Annotated in this window: 9 protein-coding genes; 2 read left to right on the top strand and 7 right to left on the bottom strand. The window is 50.4% G+C overall.

All coding sequences use genetic code 11. The annotated features are described in order from the left end of the window. Positions 1–18,670 (top strand): amino acid adenylation domain-containing protein (locus tag Xmir_RS19010; RefSeq protein ID WP_099115684.1); only part of this gene is annotated, 18,670 nt, incomplete at its 5' end. Positions 18,671–18,857: 187 nt separating this feature from the next. Beyond that, positions 18,858–20,528 carry a cyclic peptide export ABC transporter gene (locus tag Xmir_RS19005; RefSeq protein ID WP_099115683.1) on the top strand — a complete coding sequence of 557 codons (1,671 nt, stop codon included), beginning with the start codon at positions 18,858–18,860 and terminating at the stop codon, positions 20,526–20,528. A gap of 163 nt (positions 20,529–20,691) precedes the next feature. On the opposite strand, the gene Xmir_RS19000 is transcribed toward Xmir_RS19005, so the two are convergent. The 7 genes from Xmir_RS19000 to Xmir_RS18985 all read right to left on the bottom strand — a co-directional run bounded on the left by Xmir_RS19000 (position 20,692) and on the right by Xmir_RS18985 (position 23,444). After that, complete coding sequence (locus Xmir_RS19000; protein ID WP_099115682.1) at positions 20,692–21,021, bottom strand: hypothetical protein; 330 nt, start codon at positions 21,019–21,021, stop codon at positions 20,692–20,694. Positions 21,022–21,304: 283 nt separating this feature from the next. Next, the gene (locus Xmir_RS25800; protein WP_167386016.1) at positions 21,305–21,622 is read right to left on the bottom strand and encodes a hypothetical protein; all 318 of its coding nucleotides are present in this window, start codon (positions 21,620–21,622) and stop codon (positions 21,305–21,307) included. A 41-nt stretch (positions 21,623–21,663) separates the two neighbouring features. Continuing rightward, positions 21,664–21,762, bottom strand: a complete 99-nt coding sequence (rz1, locus tag Xmir_RS34585) for a lysis system o-spanin lipoprotein Rz1 (protein ID WP_422646026.1) — start codon at positions 21,760–21,762, stop codon at positions 21,664–21,666. Positions 21,763–21,901: 139 nt separating this feature from the next. Further along, the gene (locus Xmir_RS24050; RefSeq protein ID WP_145956930.1) at positions 21,902–22,075 is read right to left on the bottom strand and encodes a helix-turn-helix domain-containing protein; all 174 of its coding nucleotides are present in this window, start codon (positions 22,073–22,075) and stop codon (positions 21,902–21,904) included. A gap of 156 nt (positions 22,076–22,231) precedes the next feature. Continuing rightward, complete coding sequence (locus Xmir_RS18990; RefSeq protein WP_099115680.1) at positions 22,232–22,828, bottom strand: glutathione S-transferase family protein; 597 nt, start codon at positions 22,826–22,828, stop codon at positions 22,232–22,234. Positions 22,829–22,907: 79 nt separating this feature from the next. Then, positions 22,908–23,036, bottom strand: a complete 129-nt coding sequence (locus Xmir_RS31240) for a hypothetical protein (RefSeq protein ID WP_279627219.1) — start codon at positions 23,034–23,036, stop codon at positions 22,908–22,910. A 198-nt stretch (positions 23,037–23,234) separates the two neighbouring features. Then, positions 23,235–23,444, bottom strand: coding sequence for a terminase small subunit (locus Xmir_RS18985; RefSeq protein ID WP_244170986.1), 210 nt, complete (start codon positions 23,442–23,444; stop codon positions 23,235–23,237). Positions 23,445–23,601: the final 157 nt, after the last annotated feature.

Below are 23,601 nucleotides of genomic sequence, written 5' to 3'. Positions count from 1 at the left end.
CGGTGGTGCCGGTGTCACCCGTGGCTACCTCAACCGCCCTGAACTCACTGCGGAACGCTTTATTGCTGACCCGTTCTCCGGCACACCTGACGCCCGGTTGTACAAAACCGGCGACCTCGGCCGCTGGTTGCCGGATGGCAGTCTTGAATATCTGGGCCGCAACGACTTTCAGGTCAAGCTGCGTGGCTTCCGTATTGAGCTGGGGGAAATTGAAGCGCGCCTGATTCAATGTTCAGGGGTGAGGGAAGCGGTGGTTATCGCCCGTGAAGATACTCCGGGGGATACTCGTCTGGTGGCCTATCTCCGGCCGCAACCCGGTGTTGAACTGGTGCCGGCTGACTTGCGTCAGGCCCTTTCGCAGCATCTGGCCGAGTATATGCTGCCCGGCGCTTTTGTCATGATTGACACGTTCCCGCTGACCCCTAACGGCAAGCTTGACCGCAAGGCACTGCCCGCTCCTGACCAGTTGGCCATTGTGTCACGTGGCTATGAGCCGCCGCAGGGTGAGGTTGAAACCAGGTTGGCGCAGATTTGGCAAGGGTTGTTGGGGCTGGAGCGTGTCGGCCGTTATGATCACTTTTTTGAACTTGGCGGCCACTCGCTGCTGGTTGTCAGGGTGATTGAACAGCTGCGCCATGTTGGCTGGGAATTGGATGTCCGTACGGTATTCACTGCACCGGTTCTGGCCGATCTGGCTCAGGCTATTCAGGTATCTCAGGGGGAACCGGCCTTTATTGTGCCGCCTAACCGTATTCCTGAAGGCTGTACAGCCCTCACTCCCGACATGCTGCCTCTGGTGGAGCTGTCACAGACGGAAATTGACACCATTGTTAATGCGGTTCCTGGTGGTACCGCCAATGTGCAGGATATTTATCCACTTGCTCCATTGCAGGAAGGTATTTTCTTCCACCATCTGCTGAATCCGGCCAAAGATCCATATGTGATTTCATCACTATTGAGCATCGAAAGTCAGGCAGACCTTGAAGCCTTTACGGCGGCATTACAGGCGGTTATCGATCGGCATGATATCCTGCGCACCGCCATTTACTGGACTGGATTGTCCCAACCGGTTCAGGTTGTGCACCGGAACGCCACATTGCCTGTCCACTACCTGAGCGTAGAGGATGGCAGTGATGTGGTTACCAGCCTGAAAAAGCGCATGACATTATCACATCTGCGCATGGATTTATCCCATGCACCACTGATACATTTACAAATTGCGGCTGACCCACATTCATCCAAGCTGTATGTTTTGCTTCAATTCCATCACATCATCGACGATAACCTCTCATTGCGGAACTTTCTCACAGAAACGGCCGCTTTCTTAACGGGGAAAGGGGCCGATTTACCGCCATCGGTTCCTTACCGGAACTTTGTTGCTTATACACGCCAGAAAGACAATCTTCAGGCCGCAGAAACCTTTTTCCGGGAATATCTGGCGGATTTTGATGAAGTGACAGCACCTTTTGGCCTGATTAACGTTCAGGAAGGGGGCGAGCATATTACAGAAGCCCGTCAGCGCCTTACTGCCACATTCTCACGCACAATACGTGAAACAGCCAGCAAACTAGGTACCAGTCCCGCGGCTGTGTTCCATGCTGGCTGGGCACTGGTTATCGCCCGTACCAGTGGCCGTGATGATGTTGTATTCGGAACCACCTTGTCAGGCCGTATGTCGGGTATGGCAGGGAGTACGAGCGCGCTGGGAATGTTCATCAATACCCTGCCTGTCAGACTGAAACTGAACGATATCAGTGTTGAGGAACTGGTCAGAAAAGCGAATGACACATGCGTCAGTTTGTTGCGTTATGAACAGACCCCGTTGTCTCTTGTGCAACGTTATAGTGGGTTCGGCAATATGCCGTTGTTCAGCTCCCTGTTAAATTGCCGGCATATGAATGACATGGACGCCGATTCACTTAATCTGGAACAATTTGGCGTAACAAATCTGGATGGACGCGAACGCACCAACTATCCGGTGGGGATTTCGATTGACGATGATGGTGACTCTTTTGCGTTATCAGTCCAAACCGTCAACACTATTGATCCAATCAGGGTAAATACCTATTTGATCAGGGCGCTGGAACAATTGGCACTGCTATTGGCAGACACACCGAGTGCACCAGCCCTGAGTGTGGATATACTGCCTGCCTCAGAGCGCCAACAGTCATTGGTAGACTTCAATGCCACTGATCGGAACTTCCCACAAGAGACCCTGATCCATCAGTTGTTCGAACAGCAGGCGGTCTGTACCCCTGACGCCACAGCTTTGGTATTTGAAGATCAGTCACTAAGTTACAGTGAACTAAACCGCCGTGCCAACCAGCTTGCCCATTATCTGCTTGCTCTGGGGGTTCAACCCGATGATCGGATCGCCATCTGTGTTGAACGCAGTCTGGAAATGGTGGTTGGGTTGCTGGGAATCCTCAAGGCAGGTGCAGCCTATGTGCCACTCGATCCGGCTTATCCAGCCGAACGGCTGACCTATATGCTGAATGATGCCGCCCCGGTGGCACTGCTTACCCAGACTTCACTGGCTAAGACACTGGGTAGCGATCAGCCTACCGTACTGCTTGACACTCCAATCTTCGGTGCCTGTGCAACAAGTAACCCCGATTCCCGTGCACTGGGGCTGAATTCACATCATCTGGCATATGTTATCTACACCTCCGGCTCCACCGGTCAACCCAAAGGGGTGATGGTTGAGCATCGTGGTCTGAATAATCTGATTCATGCACAAATTGAAGCATTTCATATCACAGCCAATAGCCGACTATTGCAGTTTGCTTCTTTCAGTTTTGATGCCTGTATCTCTGAAATTGCTACCACGTTGTGCCAAGGTGCCTGTCTTGTTCTGGCATCTCGTGAAGCGCTGTTACCCGGTGAGGCCCTGATTAATACACTGAAAACTCAGGCGATTACCCATGTGACCCTGCCGCCTGTGGCAGCCAGTGCCTTAACACCTGATGCTGAATTGACTGACCTGACTGTTCTGGTTTTGGCGGGTGAAATTTGCTCACCAGCGCTGATCAAACGCTGGGCAACAGGGCGGAGGATAATCAATGCTTATGGACCAACGGAAGCCACTGTCTGTGCAACCTTCTATCCATGCGATGCCCAAGATGAAAGAGTGCCACCTATCGGCCGACCTATCGCCAATACCCATATTTATATTCTGGATACCCAAGGTCAGCCAGTCCCTCTCGGTGTGACTGGAGAAATTTATATCGGTGGTGTTGGCGTGGCCCGTGGCTATCTGAACCGTCCAGAACTGACGGCAGAACGATTTATTCCTAACCCATTCTCAGCAGTGTCAGGGGCTCGTTTATATAAAACGGGTGACATCGGCCGCTGGCTACCGGATGGCAACATTGAATATCTCGGCCGTAACGACTTCCAAATTAAGCTGCGCGGCTTCCGCATCGAACTGGGGGAAATCGAAGCTCGTCTCACACAGTGCCCGGGAGTACGTGAAGCGATTGTTATTGCCCGTGAGGATATCCCCGGTGACAAGCGCTTGGTGGCCTATCTTCTGGCTCAATCTAATATCGAGCTGGTGCCAGCCGAACTGCGGCAGCAACTTGCCCAACATCTGACCGAATATATGTTGCCCAGTGCTTTTGTGACACTGGAAACTTTCCCACTTACCCCTAATGGTAAACTCGATCGCAAGGCTCTGCCTGCACCAGAAGAGTCTGCCATAGCAACACGAAACTATATGGCTCCTGAGGGAGAACTCGAAACCATACTAGCGCAAATCTGGCAAGATCTGCTGGGGCTGGAACGCATTGGTCGTCATGACCACTTTTTTGAGTTAGGTGGGCATTCGTTGATGATTGTCAGCCTGATTGAACGACTGCGTCAACAGGGTCAGACACTTGATGCCCGTGCCGTCTTCTCAGCGCCGATTCTCTCCGATATGGCTCAGGTTATTCAGGCACATCAGGGTGAGCCTGCCTTTACTGTGCCACCTAACGGTATTCCTGAAGGCTGTACTGCCCTCACTCCTGATATGCTGCCACTGGTAACCCTGTCTCAGACAGAAATCGATACGGTTGCCAAAACTGTGGCTGGCGGCGCTGCCAATGTGCAAGATATTTATCCACTTTCACCATTGCAGGAAGGTATTCTGTTCCATCATCGGCTACAAGAACAAGGCGATACTTATCTGTTAAACAGTCTGATTGCCTTTGATAGCCGTGAACGTCTCGATGCTTTCCTTAATGCCCTGCAACAAGTTATTGACCGCCATGATATCCTGCGTACTGCTGTCTGCTGGCAAGGACTGACACAGTCCGTACAGGTCGTTTGGCGTCAAGCACCAATGTCAGTGACTACCTTTGTACCTGCTTCTACAGATAATGTGCAGGCTCAATTGCAGGCACACACTGATCCGCGCCAACGCCGGCTCGATCTAAGTCAGGCACCGTTGCTCACCGCTGATATTGCTCACGATCCGGTCAACAATGATGAATGGCTGTTAGCCTTGGGCTTCCACCATCTGGTTGGTGACCATATGACACTGGAGCTGATCATTAATGAGATTCACCTGTTATTACAAGGACAAACAGACGCTCTGCCAGTTCCGCTGCCTTATCGTAACTTTGTTGCCCAGAATCTGAGCGTGCCGGCCTCAGTACATGAGGATTACTTCCGCGCCCAACTTGCTGATGTTGATGCTCCAACCGCTCCTTTTGGCCTGCTTAATGCGCAAAATGACGGTGAAGATATTGCCGAAGCCAGTTTATCTCTGGAACCCACGCTGGCACGAGCGATCCGCGATCAGTCCCGTCGTCTGGGTATCAGCCCGGGTGTGCTGTTTCATGTCGCCTGGGCACAGGTGCTGGCACAGACGAGCGGCCGTGATGATGTGGTCTTTGGTTCCGTGTTACTTGGCCGCCTGCAAGGCTCTGCCGGAGCCGATCGGGTCATGGGAATGTTTATCAATACGCTGCCAGTACGGGTATCTCTTGCTGACCTTAGTGTGCTGGAGGTAGTGCAAGCCACCTACCGCAACCTGACAACATTACTGGAGCATGAACAGGCTCCTCTGACACTGGCGCAACGTTGTAGCGGAGTGACACCACCATTACCGTTGTTCAGTACACTGTTCAACTATCGCCATAGTCAGCCAAGTTCGGACAATATAGCCTGGAGTGGTATTCGCTTACTGACTGCTGAGGAACGTACCAACTATCCACTCACTCTCTCGGTGGATGATTTAGGGGATGGTTTCAACTTAGTGGCTCAAGCTGTCACAGGGATTGAACCCACACGGATAGCAAGCTATCTGGCTACAGCCATCAGCGGCCTGATTAACGCGCTGGCAACTGAATCTCAGCGCTCTATTCTGAGTCTGTCAGTTCTGCCTTCTGCTGAACGTCAACAACTGCTGGTGGATTTCAATGCGACACAGGCGGACTTCCCACAGGAAGCGCTGATCCATGAATTATTCGAGCAACAGGCTGAACGCTCACCTGAGGCCACCGCGGTGGAATTTGAAGGACAATCCCTCAGCTACCGTGAACTCAACCGCCGTGCCAACCAACTGGCCCATCATCTTCTGGCGCTGGGTGTCCTGCCCGATGATCGGGTGGCTATCTGTACCGAGCGCAGCCTGGAAATGGTCATTGGTTTGCTGGGTATTCTCAAGGCCGGCGCGGCCTATCTGCCACTCGATCCAGACTACCCAACCGAACGGTTGGCCTATATGCTGGAGGATGCCGCTCCTGTAGCCTTACTGACACAGACTGCGTTGGTGGAACGAATGGACAGTCACTTGCCCACTGTGCTGCTTGATGCCCATTCCCCAGCCCTCTTTGACAAAGAACCGGACAGCAACCCAGACCACTGCGCATTGGGACTGACCTCACACCATCTGGCCTATGTCATTTACACCTCCGGCTCCACCGGCCAGCCCAAAGGGGTGATGAACAGCCACCGTGCCCTTTGTAACCGTCTGGTCTGGATGCAGGATGCCTATGGCCTGACCGCCCATGACCGCGTCTTGCAGAAAACCCCGTTCAGTTTCGATGTGTCTGTCTGGGAATTCTTCTGGCCCCTGCTCTCCGGTGCCCGTCTGGTGATGGCCCGTCCCGAAGGGCACAAAGATGTGGATTATCTGGCCCGGTTGATTGATAGCGCGGGTATCACGACACTGCATTTTGTCCCGTCCATGTTGCAGCAATTTGTACAGGGGATTGAACCCCGGCACACCTGTGCCGCCCTTCAACGGGTCATTTGCAGCGGGGAAGCCCTGTCACCGGAGCTGCAACAGCGCTTCTTCGTCCGTTTCAGTGCTGAACTGCACAATCTGTATGGCCCGACCGAAGCCGCTATTGATGTCACCAGCTGGGCCTGCCAGCGTGACGATAAACGTCATTTTGTCCCTATCGGCCGCCCCATTGCCAATACCCAGATTCATATTCTGGATACCCACGGTCAGCCCGTGCCAATCGGGGTGACCGGTGAACTCCATATCGGCGGTGTGGGGGTGGCCCGGGGTTACCTCAACCGCCCTGAGCTCACCGCAGAACGTTTTATTGCAGACCCGTTCTCAACAGCGCCGGATGCCCGCCTTTATAAGACCGGTGACCTCGCCCGCTGGTTGTCGGACGGCAGTATCGAATATCTCGGCCGCAATGACTTTCAGGTCAAGCTGCGCGGCTTCCGTATTGAGCTGGGGGAAATTGAAGCGCGTCTCGTTCAGTGTCCGGGCGTAGATGAAGCCATTGTCGTTGCCCGCGAAGACATGCCGGGGGATACCCGTCTGGTGGCCTATCTCCGGCCCCAATCCGGTGCTGAGCTGGTGCCGGCTGATTTGCGTCAGGCCCTTTCGCAGCATCTGGCCGAGTATATGCTGCCCGGCGCTTTTGTGATGCTGGAAACCTTCCCGCTCACGCCGAATGGCAAGCTTGACCGCAAGGCGCTGCCGGCCCCTGACCAGTCCGCCGTCATTACCCGGGGCTATGCCGCACCGGTGGGTGAACCGGAAACCACGCTGGTACAGATTTGGCAAACTCTGCTGGGGCTGGAGCGTGTCGGCCGTCATGACCACTTCTTTGAACTCGGCGGCCACTCGCTGATGGTGGTCAGCCTGATTGAACAACTGCGCAATGCCGGCTGGCTGCTTGATGTGCGCAGTGTCTTTTCCGCTCCTGTACTGACTGATATGGCTCAGGCTATTCAGGCCAATCAGGGGGAAACTGCCTTTAGTGTGCCGCCTAACGGTATTCCGGAAGGTTGCACGGCGATTACGCCGGAGATGCTGTCACTGGTGACACTGTCTCAGCCAGAAATCGATACGGTTGTTAACACGGTGGCGGGCGGTGCTGCCAATGTGCAGGATATTTATCCGCTTGCTCCGTTACAAGAGGGCATTCTGTTCCATCATCGGCTACAGCAACAAGGCGATGCTTATCTATTACACCATTTAATCGCCTTTAATACTCGCGAACGCCTTGATACCTTCCTTAAGGCACTGCAACAGGTGATAGACCGTCATGATGTCCTGCGTACCGCTGTTTGCTGGCAGGGCTTGACGCAGCCGGTGCAGGTGGTCTGGCGTCAGGCACCGCTGTCAGTGGCGACTTTTGTGCCAGACTCCGCAGATAATACCTTCGCAAACAATGTATTCGCAAACAATGTACAGGCTCAATTACAGGCGCACACCGATCCGCGTCAACGTCAGATCGACCTGAGTCGAGCGCCGCTATGTGTTGCCGACATTGCTTACGATCCAGCCAACAATGAATGGTTGTTAGCCCTGAGTTTACATCACCTAGTTTGTGACCATATGACATTAGGGCTTATCATTAATGAAATCATTCAGTTATTACAGGGGCAGGCAGAAACCCTGCCGATCCCACTGCCTTATCGTAACTTTATTGCTCAAACCCTGAGCGTGCCAGCCTCAGTACATGAGGATTACTTCCGCGCCCGGCTCGCTGATGTCGATGCGCCAACCGCCGCCTTCGGCTTACTTAATATACAGGGGGATGGTGAGGATGTTACCGAAGCCCGTTTGCTATTGGATACCACTCTGGCACAGGCTATACGTACTCAGTCCCGCCGTCTGGGCATCAACCCTGGCGTACTGTTCCATGTTGCCTGGGCTCAGATGCTGGCACAAACCAGCGGCTGTGACGATGTGGTTTTCGGCACTGTGTTGCTTGGCCGTTTGCAAGGCTCAGCCGGTGCCGACCAAGTGATGGGGATGTTTATCAATACGTTGCCAGTGCGGATCACTCTCGCTAATCGCAGCGTTCTGGAAGTTGTGCAAGCCACGTACCGCGATCTGATGGCACTGCTGGAGCATGAACAGGCACCTCTGACGCTCGCACAGCGTTGTAGTGGTGTGAACCCACCGTTACCGCTGTTCAGCGCCCTGCTCAACTACCGCCATAGCCAGTCAGGTACGGTTAATAAAGTCTGGGATGGTATGCGCATACTGAACGAAAAAATACGCACCAACTATCCGCTAACCCTATCAGTGGATGATTTAGGAGACGATTTCAGCCTGCTCGCCCAAGCCACTGCGGGGATTGATCCTTTACGGTTGGTCAACTATTTGATCACTGCGATCAGTGGGCTGGTAGATGCACTGGTAACTGAACCCCAACTATCAATATTGAGCCTGCCGATCTTGCCTGCCGCAGAACGTCAGCAGCTATTGGTAGATTTCAATGCGACACAAACAGACTTCCCACAACAGGCGCTTATTCAAGAACTGTTTGAGCAACAGGTTAAGCGTACCCCTGACGCCACTGCTGTGGTGTTTGAAGGGTTGTCGCTTACTTACAGTGAACTGAACCGCCGTGCCAATCGTCTGGCTCATTACTTACTCACTCTGGGGGTTCAACCCGATGATCGGGTCGCTATCTGTGTTGAGCGCAGTCTGGAGATGGTAGTCGGGTTGCTGGCTATTCTTAAAGCTGGCGGTGCTTATGTACCACTCGATCCGGCCTATCCGGCTGAACGACTGGCCTATATGCTTGATGATGTGGCACCAGTCGCTCTGCTCACCCAGTCCGCACTCGTTGAGGTACTCGGCAGCAATCTGCCTACTGTGGTACTTGATGATCAAGGGCTGTCCGTTTCCCAAGAATCAACTGCTTTTGATAAGGAATCAGAAGAAAATCTTAATGCTCAGGCACTGGGGCTAACCTCACGCCATCTGGCCTATGTGATTTACACCTCCGGCTCCACCGGTCAACCTAAAGGAGTGATGGTTGAGCACCGTAGTTTGTCTAATCTGATTAATGCCCAGACAAAAACCCTCGACATTACAGCCGATAGCCGTCTATTGCAGTTTGCTTCTTTCAGTTTCGATGTTTGTATGCAGGAATGCTGTATGGCACTCCTGACAGGCGCTTGTCTCTATCTCGCTCAACGTACGAACCTCTTGCCTGGCACAGAACTGTTCCATACCCTGAAAGAAAATGCCATTACCCACATGCTCTTGACACCGACAGCACTGGCTGCATTGGATTCAGTACCGGCGACACTACAGACTTTGGTTGTAGGGGGTGAAGTTTGTTCACCAACGCTGATCAAGCGCTTGGCAACAGGACGACGGATGTTCAATGTCTATGGTCCAACAGAGTGTACTGTCTGTGCAACTCACTATTTATGCAATACTCAGGATGAGAAAGCACCCCCTATCGGTCAGCCTATCGCTAATACTCAAATCTATATTCTGGATACACAGGGTCAGCCAGTCCCTCTCGGTGTGGCCGGAGAGATTCATATCGGCGGTGTTGGCGTGGCCCGTGGCTATCTGAACCGCCCAGAACTGACAGCGGAACGTTTTATTCCAGACCCATTCTCGGCAGTGCAAGGTGCTCGCCTTTATAAGACCGGTGACCTCGGCCGCTGGTTATCCGATGGTAATATTGAATACCTCGGCCGTAACGATTTTCAGGTCAAGCTGCGCGGCTTCCGCATTGAACTGGGGGAAATCGAAGCACGTCTGGTTCAGTGTCCAGAAATAGATGAGGCCGTTGTTATCGCCCGCGAGGATATCCCCGGTGATAAACGCTTAGTAGCCTACCTTCGGACACAGCCTGATATTGAATTGGTACCCGCGAAACTGCGCCAGCAACTTGCACAGCATTTGGCCGATTATATGCTGCCCAGTGCTTTTGTGATGCTGGAAACTTTCCCACTCACGCCGAACGGCAAACTCGACCGTCAGGCATTACCGGCTCCTGACCAGTCAGCGGTAGTCACACGTGGCTATGAAGCACCGGTGGGTGAGCTGGAAACCACGCTGGCGCAAATTTGGCAAGACCTGCTGGGGCTGGAGCACGTCGGACGTCATGACCACTTCTTCGAGCTTGGCGGTCATTCATTGATGGCAGTCAGCCTGATTGAACAGCTACGCAGTGCGGGTTGGTTGCTTGATGTCCGCAGTGTCTTTTCAGCACCGATACTTGCTGACATGGCTAAAACCATTCGGGCTGCTCAGGATGAATCTGCCTTTATTGTGCCGCTTAACCGTATTCCTGAAGGCTCCCCTGCCATCACTCCTGATATGCTGCCACTGGTCACACTGTCCCAGCCAGAAATCGATATTGTTGTCGAGACTGTGGTTGGTGGTGCCGCCAATGTGCAGGATATCTACCCGCTTGCACCATTACAGGAAGGCATACTGTTCCACCATCGGATGCAGGAACAAGGTGATACATACCTGTTATGCAGTCTGATGGCTTTCGATACGCGTGAACGTCTCGACGCTTTCCTTGGTGCTCTGCAACAAGTGATTAATCGCCATGATATCCTACGTACTGCCGCCTGCTGGCAAGGGTTGTCCCAACCTGTTCAGGTGGTTTGGCGACAGGCTACACTATCAGTAAACACCTTTGTACCAGCTTCAGAGGACAATGTGTTGGCACAATTGCAGGCCTACACTAACCCACGCCAACGCCGGCTTGATCTGAGTCAGGCGCCGCTGTTCTCCGCAGACATCGCCCATGATCCGGCCAGCCACGAATGGCTGCTGGTGCTGAATTTTCACCACCTGATAGGCGATCACATGACGCTGGCGCTTATTGTTGATGAAATTTACTTGTTATTACAGGGACGTACGGAGGATTTGCCCAATCCACTGCCGTACCGTAACTTCATCGCCCAGACGTTGAGTGTCCCAGCCTCGGTGCATGAGGATTATTTCCGCGCTCAGCTTGCCGATGTTGATGCTCCAACAGCTCCCTTCGGGTTGCTCAATATACAGGACGATGGAGAGAATATTGCCGAAGCCAGCTTACCTCTGGGTTCCGCGCTGGCACAGGAGATCCGCAGCCAAGCTCGCCGTCTGGGTATCAGCCCTGGGGTACTGTTCCATGTCGCCTGGGCTCAGGTGTTGGCACAAACCAGCGGTCGTGACGATGTGGTTTTCGGTTCCGTGTTACTGGGCCGTCTACAAGGTTCTGCCGGTGCCGATCGGGTAATGGGGATGTTTATCAATACGTTGCCATTAAGAATATCTCTTGCCGATCGTAGTGTGCTGGAAGTGGTGCAGAACACCTACCATGATCTAATGACACTGCTGGAACATGAACAGGCGCCTCTGACGCTGGCGCAGCGCTGTAGTAATGTGGCACCACCAATGCCGCTGTTCAGTGCACTGCTCAATTACCGTCATAGTCAAACAAGTGCAACTGATACAATCTGGAACGGTATCCGCGTGCTGACTACCGAAGATCGCACCAACTATCCATTGACTCTCTCCGTGGATGATCTGGGTGAAGGCTTCAATCTGACAGTTCAGGCCATCGCAGGCATTGACCCTACCCGAGTATCCGCCTATCTGATGACAGCGATTGATGGACTGGTGAATTCTCTGGCAACAGACCCCCAGCGTTCTGTTCTGAGCCTGCCTATCCTGCCTGCCGAAGAACGTCAGCAGTTACTGGTGGACTTCAATGACACCAAGGCTGACTTCCCACGGAATATCTTGATCCATGAACTGTTTGAACGGCAGGTTGAACTGACTCCTGATGCTACCGCTGTGGTATTTGAAGAGCACTCCCTCAGTTACAGCGAACTCAACCGCCGTGCTAATCGTCTGGCTCATTATTTGATTGCTCTGGGTGTACAGCCCGATGATCGCGTGGCTATCTGCGTTGAACGCAGTCTGGAAATGGTAGTGGGATTGCTGGCCATTCTTAAAGCTGGCGGGGCTTATGTGCCACTGGATCCGGCCTATCCGGTTGAACGACTGAGCTATGTGCTTGAAGATGCGGAACCTGTAGCCCTGCTCACCCAATCAGCCCTGAGCAAAACACTCAATAGCAGTGTACCTACCGTGCTTCTTGATACTTCGGCTTTCAATGCCTACGCAGAGAATAATCCCGACGCTCAAACACTGGGGGTAACTTCACACCACTTGGCGTATGTCATCTACACTTCTGGCTCCACTGGGCAGCCCAAAGGGGTAATGGTTGAACACAGGAATATCGTTGCCTCTACCTATGCCCGACAGTTGACATATCAACATTTCGAACGGCTTTTGCTCTTGTCTTCAATCGCATTTGACAGCTCTCTCGCTAGCATCTTCAGCACTCTTACTAATGGAGGGTGTTTGTGCATTCCGGAACAAATGAGTACTGTTGATCCCACAGCTATTTTGCAGACTCTACGCCGAAATGACATCAGTTGCTTATTATGCGTACCCTCTTTTGCGCTGAACTTACTACAGTTAGCGACTAAAGAAGATATGGCATCTCTCCAAGTCCTCATTGTAGCCGGTGAACGCTGCTTACCTGAGCTTCATACTCATATTGAACAATTAGAATTACCTATTGCTCTCTATAACGAGTATGGACCGACAGAAGCGACAGTATGGGCTTCTGTCTATCAGGTTATTTCTCATAACCAACCCAATGTTTCCATCGGTCAGCCTATCGCCAATACTTGGATCTATATTCTGGATGCACGTGGTCAGCCAGTGCCGATTGGCGTAGCCGGTGAAATTCATATCGGTGGGGCTGGTGTTGCTCGTGGTTATCTCAATCGTCCAGAATTAACGGTAGAACGCTTTATTTCCAACCCATTCTCAAGCATGCCTGATGCCCGTATGTATAAAACCGGTGATCTGGGTCGCTGGCTGCCGGATGGCAATATCGAATATCTGGACCGCAGCGATTTTCAAGTCAAACTACGTGGCTTCCGTATTGAACTTGGTGAGATTGAAGCACGTCTTATCCAGTGTTCGGGCGTGCAGGAAGCTGTTGTTATTCTCCGCGAGGATATTCCTGGCGATAAACGTCTGGTAGCCTATCTCCGGCCGCAATCTGGTGTTGAACTTGTGCCGGCTGAACTGCGCCAACAGCTTGCACAGTATCTGACTGAGTATATGCTGCCCAGCGCCTTTGTGATGCTGGAGGCCTTCCCGCTCACACCTAATGGCAAACTTGACCGCAAATCACTGCCCGCACCTGATCAATCTGCTGTGGCAACACGTGCCTATAAAGCACCAGAAGGTACTCTGGAAACGGCGTTAGCTCAGATCTGGCAAGACCTGCTGGGATTGGAGCGCGTCAGCCGTCATGATCATTTCTTCGAACTCGGCGGTCACTCATTAATAGCTGTCAGCCTGATTGAAAGATTGCGTAGTGCTGGCTGGTTGCTTGATGTCCGCAGTGTATTCTCCACACCTGTGCTCACTGAGATGGCTCAGATGATACAAACTCATCAGGGTAAATCTGCCTTTAACGTACCACCCAATCTCATTAGCGAAAATTGCACTGCCATCACCCCAGAGTTGCTACCGCTGGTGACACTTTCTCAGGCAGAAATCGATATTATTGTCAATAACGTTCCCGGTGGGGCTGCGAATGTACAAGATATCTATCCACTTGCCCCATTGCAGGAAGGTATTCTGTTCCATCACCAATTGCAGGAGCAAGGGGACACCTACTTATTACGTAGTATGGTGGCCTTCGATACCCGCGAGCGTCTTGATGCTTTCCTTAATGCTTTACAAAAAGTGATTGATCGCCATGATATCTTGCGCACCGCTTTCTGCTGGCAGGGGCTAACACAGCCTGTTCAGGTCATTTGGCGTCATGCACCGCTGCCAGTGAACACCTTTGTTCCGATGTCAGAGGACAATGTCCCGGCTCAGTTACATGCTTATACAGATCCGCGGCAGCGTCGTCTCAACCTGAATCGGGCACCGTTGTTCGCCGCTGATATCGCTCATGACCCAGTTAGCCATGAATGGTTACTGGCACTGAGTTTCCATCATTTGGTCAGCGATCATATGACATTGGAACTTATTGTTTCCGAAATTACCTTGCTGTTACAGGGACGCGTGGAAGCTCTACCTGTAGCACTGCCGTATCGCAACTTTATCGCCCAAACTCTGAGCGTGCCGGAGTCAGTGCATGAAGACTATTTCCGCACCCGTCTCGCCGATGTTGATGCACCAACAGCGCCTTTTGGTCTGCTTGACGTACAGGGGGATGGTGAAGGCGTGACTGAAGCCTATTTGAAGCTGAATATCACGCTGGCACAGGCGATCCGCCGTCAGGCACGCCGCTTGGGCATCAGCCCGGGTGTGCTGTTCCATGTCGCTTGGGCACAAGTGCTGGCACAGACCAGCAACCGTGATGATGTCGTTTTCGGTTCTGTACTGCTCGGTCGTCTGCAAGGCTATTCCGGTGCTGATCGGGTAATGGGAATGTTTATCAATACTCTGCCAGTACGGGTATCTCTTGCTGATCGCAGCGTGCTGGAAGTGGTACAAGCCACCTATCATGACTTGACGACACTGCTTGAACATGAGCAGGCACCACTGGCACTGGCACAGCGTTGTAGTGGCGTGACACCGCCGATGCCATTGTTCAGCACTCTGCTTAATTACCGTCATAGCCACTCAGGCGCGGCAGATGATAAAGTCTGGCGCGGTATGCGCATGCTGGAAGCAGAAGAACGCACAAACTATCCATTGACCCTTTCGGTAGATGACTTAGGAGAAGACTTCAGTCTGGTAACCCAGAGCGTCTCGGGAATCGACCCTACACGTCTGGCGAATTACCTGATCACAGCCATCAGCGGTCTGGTTGAAGCTCTGACTAACGAGCCCCAGCGGCTTGTATTGAGCCTGCCGATCCTACCTGCCGCAGAACGTCAGCAGGTACTGGTAGATTTCAACGCCACACAGGTCGACTTCCTACAGGAAGCGTTGATCCATGAATTGTTCGAACAACAAGCTGAACTTACCCCCGACGCTATCGCTGTGGTGTTTGAAGGACAATCCCTCAGCTACGGTGAACTGAACCGCCGCGCTAATCAGCTGGCTCATCATCTGATTGCGCTGGGCGTACAACCCGATGATCGCGTGGCTATCTGCGTTGAACGCAGTCTGGAAATGGTCGTCGGTCTGTTGGGTATTCTCAAGGCTGGTGCCGCCTATCTGCCCCTCGACCCAGCCTATCCGGCTGAACGGCTGGCCTATATGCTGGAGGATGCCGCTCCCGTCGCCTTACTGACACAGACTGCGCTGGTGGAACGAGTGGACAGTCACTTGCCCACGGTCATACTTGATGTCCGCTCGCCAGCCCTCTTTGACAGAGAACCGGACAGCAACCCTGACAGCCGTGCAAGGGGGCTGACTTCACGCCATCTGGCCTATGTTATCTATACCTCCGGCTCCACCGGCCAGCCCAAAGGGGTGATGAACAGCCACCGTGCCCTTTGTAACCGTCTGGTCTGGATGCAGGATGCCTATGGCCTGATTCCTGATGACCGCGTCTTGCAGAAAACCCCGTTCAGCTTCGATGTGTCTGTCTGGGAATTCTTCTGGCCCCTGCTCTCTGGTGCCCGTCTGGTGATGGCCCGTCCCGAAGGGCATAAAGATGTGGATTATCTGGCCCGGTTGATTGATACCGCGGGTATCACGACACTGCATTTTGTCCCGTCCATGTTGCAGCAATTTGTACAGGGAATTGAACCCCGGTACACCTGTGCCGCCCTTCAACGGGTGATTTGCAGCGGTGAAGCTTTGTCATCGGAGCTGCAACAGCGCTTCTTCGCCCGCTTTAGTGCCGAACTGCATAATCTGTATGGCCCGACCGAAGCCGCTATTGATGTCACCTACTGGGCCTGCCAGCGTGATGATCAACGTCACTTTGTCCCTATCGGCCGCCCCATTGCCAATACCCAGATTCATATTCTGGATACCCGCGGTCAGCCGGTGCCAATCGGGGTGACCGGTGAACTCCACATTGGCGGCGTGGGGGTGGCCCGCGGCTATCTGAACCGTCCAGAACTGACGGCAGAACGCTTTATTCCAGATCCCTTCTCAACAGCTCCTGATGCCCGCCTTTATAAGACCGGTGACCTCGGTCGCTGGTTGCCGGATGGCAGTATTGAATATCTGGGCCGCAACGACTTTCAGGTCAAACTGCGCGGCTTCCGTATTGAACTGGGGGAAATTGAAGCGCGTCTCGCTCAGTGTCCCGGGGTATGTGAGGCCGTGGTTATCGCCCGCGAAGACATGCCGGGCGATACCCGTCTGGTGGCCTATCTCCGGCCGCAGTCCGGTGTTGAACTGGTGCCGGCTGAGTTGCGTCAGGAACTTGCCCAACATCTGGCCGAGTATATGCTACCCGGCGCCTTTGTCATGATTGACACATTCCCACTGACCCCTAACGGTAAGCTTGACCGCAAGGCACTGCCCGCTCCTGACCAGCAGGCCATTGTGTCACGTGGCTATGAGCCGCCGCAGGGTGAGGTTGAAACAAGATTGGCGCAGATTTGGCAAGAGCTGTTGGGGCTGGAGCGTGTCGGCCGTCATGACCATTTCTTTGAGCTAGGCGGTCATTCGCTGTTAGCCGTACAGTTACTGAATTATGTAAATAAACAAGGTATGGAGATTTCGTTGGCTACTTTATTCTCTCATCCGACGTTATGTGATCTGGCTCTGGCTATTAGCAATGTCTCAATCGAACCAAGCTCGCCTTTTGACGCGAATCCTGTACCGTTAAGCCCTTCAGGCAGTTTACCGCCATTATTCTTGGTACACGAGACTACAGGTGATCCGCTGGCTTATTCGCTACTAGCCACTTTGCTGCCGTCAGAATTACCTGTCTATGGGTTACAGGCACTTGGCTTCCACACAATAGAAAATCCTCCAACATCTATTGAAGAGCTTGCCGCTTGTCATATTCAGGCTATTCGTCGAGTCCAACCCCACGGTCCCTATTACCTCGCAGGTTGGTCAATCGGAGGGGTTATTGCTTACGAAATGGCCTTGCAATTGATTAACAGCGGTGAAGAAGTCAAATACCTTGGGATGATCGATTCCTATAACTTAAGCGGGCTCAAAATTGATACTGAAAGTGGACATAGCCATGAACTTGGTATTGATGCCAACAAATCGATAAATGATACGCAAAAAGATATCGATATGATTATTGAATATCTCCGTGATCATCTAGGCATTGTTGATGAACCTGATTTTGATAAACTTTATCATATCAATGACTTAAATAAAGTCCTTGCTTTTTGTGAAGAACGCCAGTGGCTACCAACGGGTATTACAAAAGAGGATGTTCTCCTGCGTATCCATACCCAAAGAACCATTTTACAGTTTGGTCGAAGCTATATTGCCCCTGTATCATCTTTACCCATCTGTCTCTATACAGCAGATAAGTTACCTTCTGGGTACGACTCTTGGCGTGGTTGGCGCGATATTGTTGGAGAGCATTCCGTGCTCCATCCTATTGGTGGAACTCATAGCACTATCATGCAACAACCTTTGATCAATCAATTGGTCGATTCGATCACTGAGCACTTGTTGCCTGCTTCCTATGCTCCGGGTGTCATTATCCAAAAAGGAACCACATCTATTCCTCCACTTTTCTGTATTCCTGGTGCAGGTGCCAGCGCCTCCAGTTTTATTGCATTGGCATTGTCACTTCCGTCCCAGCTACCTGTACACGCCTTGCAGTCTCGTGGCCTGATAGAGACACATCTCCCTCCTTATCTCAGTGTTGAAGGGACGGCTCATGCTTATGTTCAAGCGATCCGTCAAATGCAGCCTCATGGCCCTTATCACCTGCTAGGTCATTCCTTCGGCGGTTGGATAGCCTTTGAGATTGCGTTGCAACTACAGGCACAAGGAGAAAGAGTCGCCGACCTTATACTCGTTGATAGCAGTGCCCCTGACCTACAAGGTGGTGTTCCGAAAGCTATTAACCGTGTTGGAACATTCATGAAGTTGATCGATATCTACAACATGATGCTGACTCAACCATTACCGTTTACGAGACAAGACTTCGAAAATCAGGAACCAGATGAGCAGATTCAGCTCCTGCTGAGAACGTTGGTGAATGTCGGCATTTTCCCTGCTAATTCATCGACATCGATGTTGCAAGGCATCGTTCAAGTTATGCAAGCCAATCTGAACGCAAGTTATACACCGTCTGCCCGCTATGAAGGCCTCGTTCATCTGATTAACGCCAAAGAAGGAGACGTTGATAAAACAGAAACCCGCGAAAATCTGTGGTCTAAACATGTCGCTCAGCTAAATACGATGATCGTATCTGGTAATCACATGACCATGCTGTCCAACCCACAAGTTAAGCAGCTTGCCACTTGGCTATGGGAAAAGTTGGATTATGTTAATAAGCCTAATTTTGAAGGGAACTTCATGAAGTAGAGTGACTCAATACTGTTACCCTAGCCAGCCTTACGGGGCTGGCACTTTATTGCTTTCTAACCAATCTGGTTCTTAGGTGTTGTGACAGAGGAATTTGCTTACCTGATATAAGGTGATGCCTCAATATGCCACTCATCAAAAAGGATAAATACACCAGCGAGTTACGCACATAATTTATGGACTATAAATGAACATTTCGACAATAAAACAACCAGCCCATCAGATCTTACTCTCACTTTTGTACCGTTCGCGCTGGGCACTTGCCATTGCTATTTTTGCCAGTGTCGCCAATGGTATTTCCAGCGTCTCCTTAATCACACTAATTAATAGAGCAGTGACAACCCCCAGTGAAAACGATTCTTCTCTCGCCTGGTATTTCGGTATTCTGGCTGTATTGGCGATTACTTGCCGCATACTGAGTGGCGTAATTTTCGCTAAATTAAGTCAGAATACGATGGCAAAGATGCGCCAACTTATTTCAGAACGCGTTGCTCGTGCACCCTTTCGCCAGATTGAGTTGCTTGGTTCTTCTCGAGGTCAATCGATTATCACTGATGATGCAACGAATGTATCAATGTTATTCTTCACCTTACCCAATATCATAATGCAGGGTTCAATAGTACTGGGTTGCCTCGGTTATCTGGCCTGGTTGTCCTGGCCTGTGTTCTTCTTAGCATTGGCTGTGGTCATCATTGGCTCACTTGGTTACAGCCTTGGCGGAACCAAAGCGATCAATTCATTCAAGGCAGCGGGTAAGGCACAAGACAACCTCTTCAATCATTTCAACGCCTTATTTTCTGGTGCGAAAGAGTTGAAGTTACATTTCTTACGTGCTCAGTCTTTTTTTGCCAACTCACTTGGCAACGAAATTGATGCGGTACGTCGGCATCGTACTCGTGCTTTTAGTGTTTATGCCTTTGGCGCTGGTTGGATACTCTTCTTATTTTATGTGTTCTTAGGCGTAGTGATATTCGCCCCGACTGTGATACCAGGCCTTAAAACAGCGACTCTGGCTGGCTATTTGATCATCTTTCTGTTTATGCTGATGCCTCTGGATGGGCTATTAAACAGTATCCCAGCACTGAATGCAGCTCGTGTATCGCTCAATCGCATCGGAGATGTACTTTCTGAACTGAACGAACAAGATCACTTTGGCCCGCAAATTTCTGCTAACGAATTCGGTGAAGTTCACTCGCTACACTTATCTGGCATTACCCACAGCTATTATCGAGAGAAAGAAGATGAAGTATTCCAACTCGGCCCCATTAATATGGAACTCAAAAGAGGAGAAATTACTTTTCTGATTGGTGGTAACGGCAGTGGTAAAACAACACTCGCCAAGCTATTAGTTGGCCTCTATACACCAGAAAGCGGAGTCATTACCGTTGATGGACATGAAATCACTGACAGCAACAGAGCAAACTACCGACAATTATTTTCAGCGATTTTCTCTGATTTTCACCTTTTCGAAACATTGGTAGGCCTGAGTGACGCAGATTCGACATTGGATGCACGTGCTAACGCGTTGCTTGCTAAACTACATTTAGATCACAAGGTAAAGATTGAGAATGGTTGTTTCTCAACCCGTGATTTATCACTGGGACAACGAAAACGCCTCGCCCTGGTGGTTGCTTATTTGGAAGACCGGCCATTTTACTTGTTCGATGAATGGGCTGCTGATCAGGATCCACTGTTTAAGGCCGTGTTCTATCAAGAACTACTGCCTGAATTAGCAGCACGCGGTAAAGCAGTACTGGCTATTACACACGATGATCGTTTTTTCCACTTAGCTGACCATTGTATCAAACTGGAAAACGGCCGGCTTCTTATCAAGGACGATTTTACTGTAATAGTTTAGTGATATTACTGTATGCAGTGGGTGCTTGAGCCACTGAGCAAAAAATAAACGCTCATGCTCTTACCCTGAACATTCCACCTATCATCTACAAAAAAGCCCCATGATGAACTGCACCCCAAAAGTTGGACCCTAACCGATTAAGGTGCAGCATAATGAAAGAAAATTACTCTTGTTCTTTTTTGCAGTTAGTTAGCTGCTGCATTATGCCGCCACTACGCGGATTACCAATCGTAATTGTCGCGATACCGTAATGGGGGAAAAAATCCTCACTAAATTCACCGTCATCATATTTAAACATTCGTTCTGACATTACCCTCGCGGGTTTTGCTTGGAAACCCAGCTCATATGCACAACCAGCACATTTGTGCCGGAACAGATCGCTTTGATCTTCTGGGAGAGCGTTAAGTTTAGATTGGCACTGCGGTGCACGATGAAAATAAAATATCACCAGCCCGTGTGCGCTGGGTACGCGGCAGGCACGGAGTGGCAGCATGCGTTATCGATATTGCTGTAACCACTCAAAGAATGGACACAGAAATATTTGTTTTAGTTTTAGATGTTAATTAATTGTTAAGCATTATTCGCTTGTTGTTGGGTGGAGATAGGTTTATTAGGTTTATCAATCTTTGTGATAAGTGAAATATGGAGAATAAAATGAAAAAACTCATTCTTCTTTGCCTATTGGTAAGCACTACTCTTTTGGCTTCAATGCAAACTTATGCCTATCTTTGTTCGCCTCTTTTTCTACACCCTCTACAATATGCGAAATGTGTAGCTCATTGCTCAGTGATGCACCCGGGAATAGGGGGCCGCTTGGCCTGTGCATAATAAAATCGAGCAGGAGACAGGATCGCTCCTGCCCAGACATTAAGACTCACTGACACTGCATCCTCACCTACTCCTGCCACCCCAGTATCATTTGCTCTGGGGTGGCAATGCGTTATTTGTCCGCATAATTTTCGCTCTTTCTTGTATTTTGTCCATCGCCATCTCTTACTGCAATGCCAGACAGTACATCTTGAATAATGACGCTGAGAATGATGATTGATTGGCTTGCACTCAATATTCAATTGTTGTAAGTATTTGGCTTTCAAGCATTTCCCTGTTCCTCTGCACTCAGTATCCGCCCAATCCTTCAGTCCGAGAAACTGGGCTTCAAGGGCTTCGAGTTCTCCAAGGAGACGTACATAATCTTGTTCAGCGTCTTTCGCCAGTCTGGCGGGTCTTGAACCATCCATGCCGGAGGGGGTAGTGGTTTTAGACACGGGGCACCTGGCCTTGACGTACACGCGCTGAGTGTTGGTAACAACTTGTTCGTCATACTGTAGCTTTAAGCTAGAGTATTCTTTGGTCTTGTCCTGATACTCACTGCATTAGAACCATAGTAGATCCGCGACGACCGCAAAAGCACCGAGGGTGCCTGATTCATGATAACGATTGACTAGACGTTGAACCTGCCGTTCCGTCAAGTTCAACTGAGCAGCAGCATCACCGCGCCTTAAACACTTTTCACAAACTAATTCTTTATCTGAAATAGTCACCAACATTCGAATGTCCTTATTACAGCAAAAGGGTTTTATCCTTTATGCCGCAAAAAGTGACATTGCTAAAAAGTGACATTACTAAATTGGTGCTACACTGGCTATTCGTGTTAGAACTATCATGTTAAAAAGCCAGCTAGTAGCAGGTTTTTCTCTGTAAGTTTACTGATTATTTTTCTCTTGAGCCTTTAAATACGATGCTCGGTTAGTTGCTCTATTGATGTAATCGTTGATAGCTGGACTTATGCTGATATCACATAATTTAGCCCAAAGAAGCGTATGTGACATAAAAATATCCGCTAAGGTAAAGTTATTACCTGCAATCCACTCAATACCCTTATCAAATTTAAGTTGGTTAACTACTTTCTCGGATTCATTTCTAAAGTAATTAACTAATTCTAAAGAGCGTTTTTCTTCAGGGATAAAAACCCGTTGTTTTAGTAAATTCCAGATTGGGGATTCTAATTCTGTAAGTGCAAAGCTAATCCAAGAATTGATGTTTGATTTTTCTTTTAAGTCAGCTGGATAAAAACTTTCTTCTGGGTGTTTCTCGCATAAATAAAGACATATCGCTAATGTTTCTTCTATCGAGATATCACCATCCACCATAAAAGGGACTTTCCCTCGAGAGTGAGGAGATATAACGTTGGGGCTATCGTTAAGTAAATCAACTTTGATCGTATCATACGATACGCCAAGCTCTTCTAATGTCCATAAAACTCTTAATGAGCGGCTTTTAGGGAAGGTGTATATTTTCATGTGATATCCGTAATTGGAAATGTAGAACTAGCATACACATTCTAAAATTGAGGTACAAATAAGAGCCATTATGTTAGGGCTACTTTTCACGATTTTTTCTTAGTTCCAGCAGTTGCTCAAAACTCAGATGGCTGAGGTCGATATTGTTCGGGGTCACAGAGCCGTCAGTGGAACTCAGGTCAACTTTCTTCGGTTCATCCCAGCCCATCAGGTCAGCCAATTACTTAATCGCTGCTTTCGGGTCATGGAGTTTTAACTTGATGCCGTCCTTGCCTGTGGTCAGTTCTGAGATGGCCCTCAGTGCGGCAGGGTTTTGCAAAGCCGGATCTTTGAATTGCTATGAGGCTTGGAAAACGGGCTTACCGTCTTCGTCTTCTCGCAGAAAGACGCTCTAAGGCTTCTTGGTTCATGGCATCGAGAAAGGTTTTAACGTTAGGATTTCACTTGCACCGGATCTCGCTGTGTCCTCTGTCTTTGCCTTGCCCCCCGTCTTGCGATAGGCATCGGTTTGATTCAATCCCTTTAGGATGTCTAACACGAATTTCTGCTGAAGTTTCGTTAAGGCATCAAAGAGAACCTTTTGCTCTTTCGTGAGCTGGATTTTCTTTTGTGCCATTTCTGGTTACTCCATATAGTAAAAAACCACCCGAAGGTGGTTGTTAAAAAGTGATTAGTTAACCCGAATTCTGGATAAGAAGTTGACGAGAAGCCTGTTCCAGGAGCAAAGTTTTGGTGCACACCCAAAAACAGCTCCGAGGTGGAACAGGCTATGG

The sequence above is a fragment of the Xenorhabdus miraniensis genome (assembly GCF_002632615.1).
The sequence above is the reverse complement of the archived record's forward strand: the minus strand, read 5'-3'. Positions and strand labels throughout refer to the sequence as shown.

Bases quoted from the DNA above. Each gene is read 5' to 3' on its own strand.
- Xmir_RS19000 (WP_099115682.1), bottom strand. From the start codon at position 21,021: ATGCTGCCACTCCGTGCCTGCCGCGTACCCAGCGCACACGGGCTGGTG.
- rz1 (WP_422646026.1), bottom strand. From the start codon at position 21,762: ATGGTTCAAGACCCGCCAGACTGGCGAAAGACGCTGAACAAGATTATG.
- Xmir_RS31240 (WP_279627219.1), bottom strand. From the start codon at position 23,036: ATGGGCTGGGATGAACCGAAGAAAGTTGACCTGAGTTCCACTGACGGC.
- Xmir_RS19005 (WP_099115683.1), top strand. From the start codon at position 18,858: ATGAACATTTCGACAATAAAACAACCAGCCCATCAGATCTTACTCTCA.
- Xmir_RS18990 (WP_099115680.1), bottom strand. From the start codon at position 22,828: ATGAAAATATACACCTTCCCTAAAAGCCGCTCATTAAGAGTTTTATGG.
- Xmir_RS24050 (WP_145956930.1), bottom strand. From the start codon at position 22,075: ATGTTGGTGACTATTTCAGATAAAGAATTAGTTTGTGAAAAGTGTTTA.
- Xmir_RS18985 (WP_244170986.1), bottom strand. From the start codon at position 23,444: ATGGCACAAAAGAAAATCCAGCTCACGAAAGAGCAAAAGGTTCTCTTT.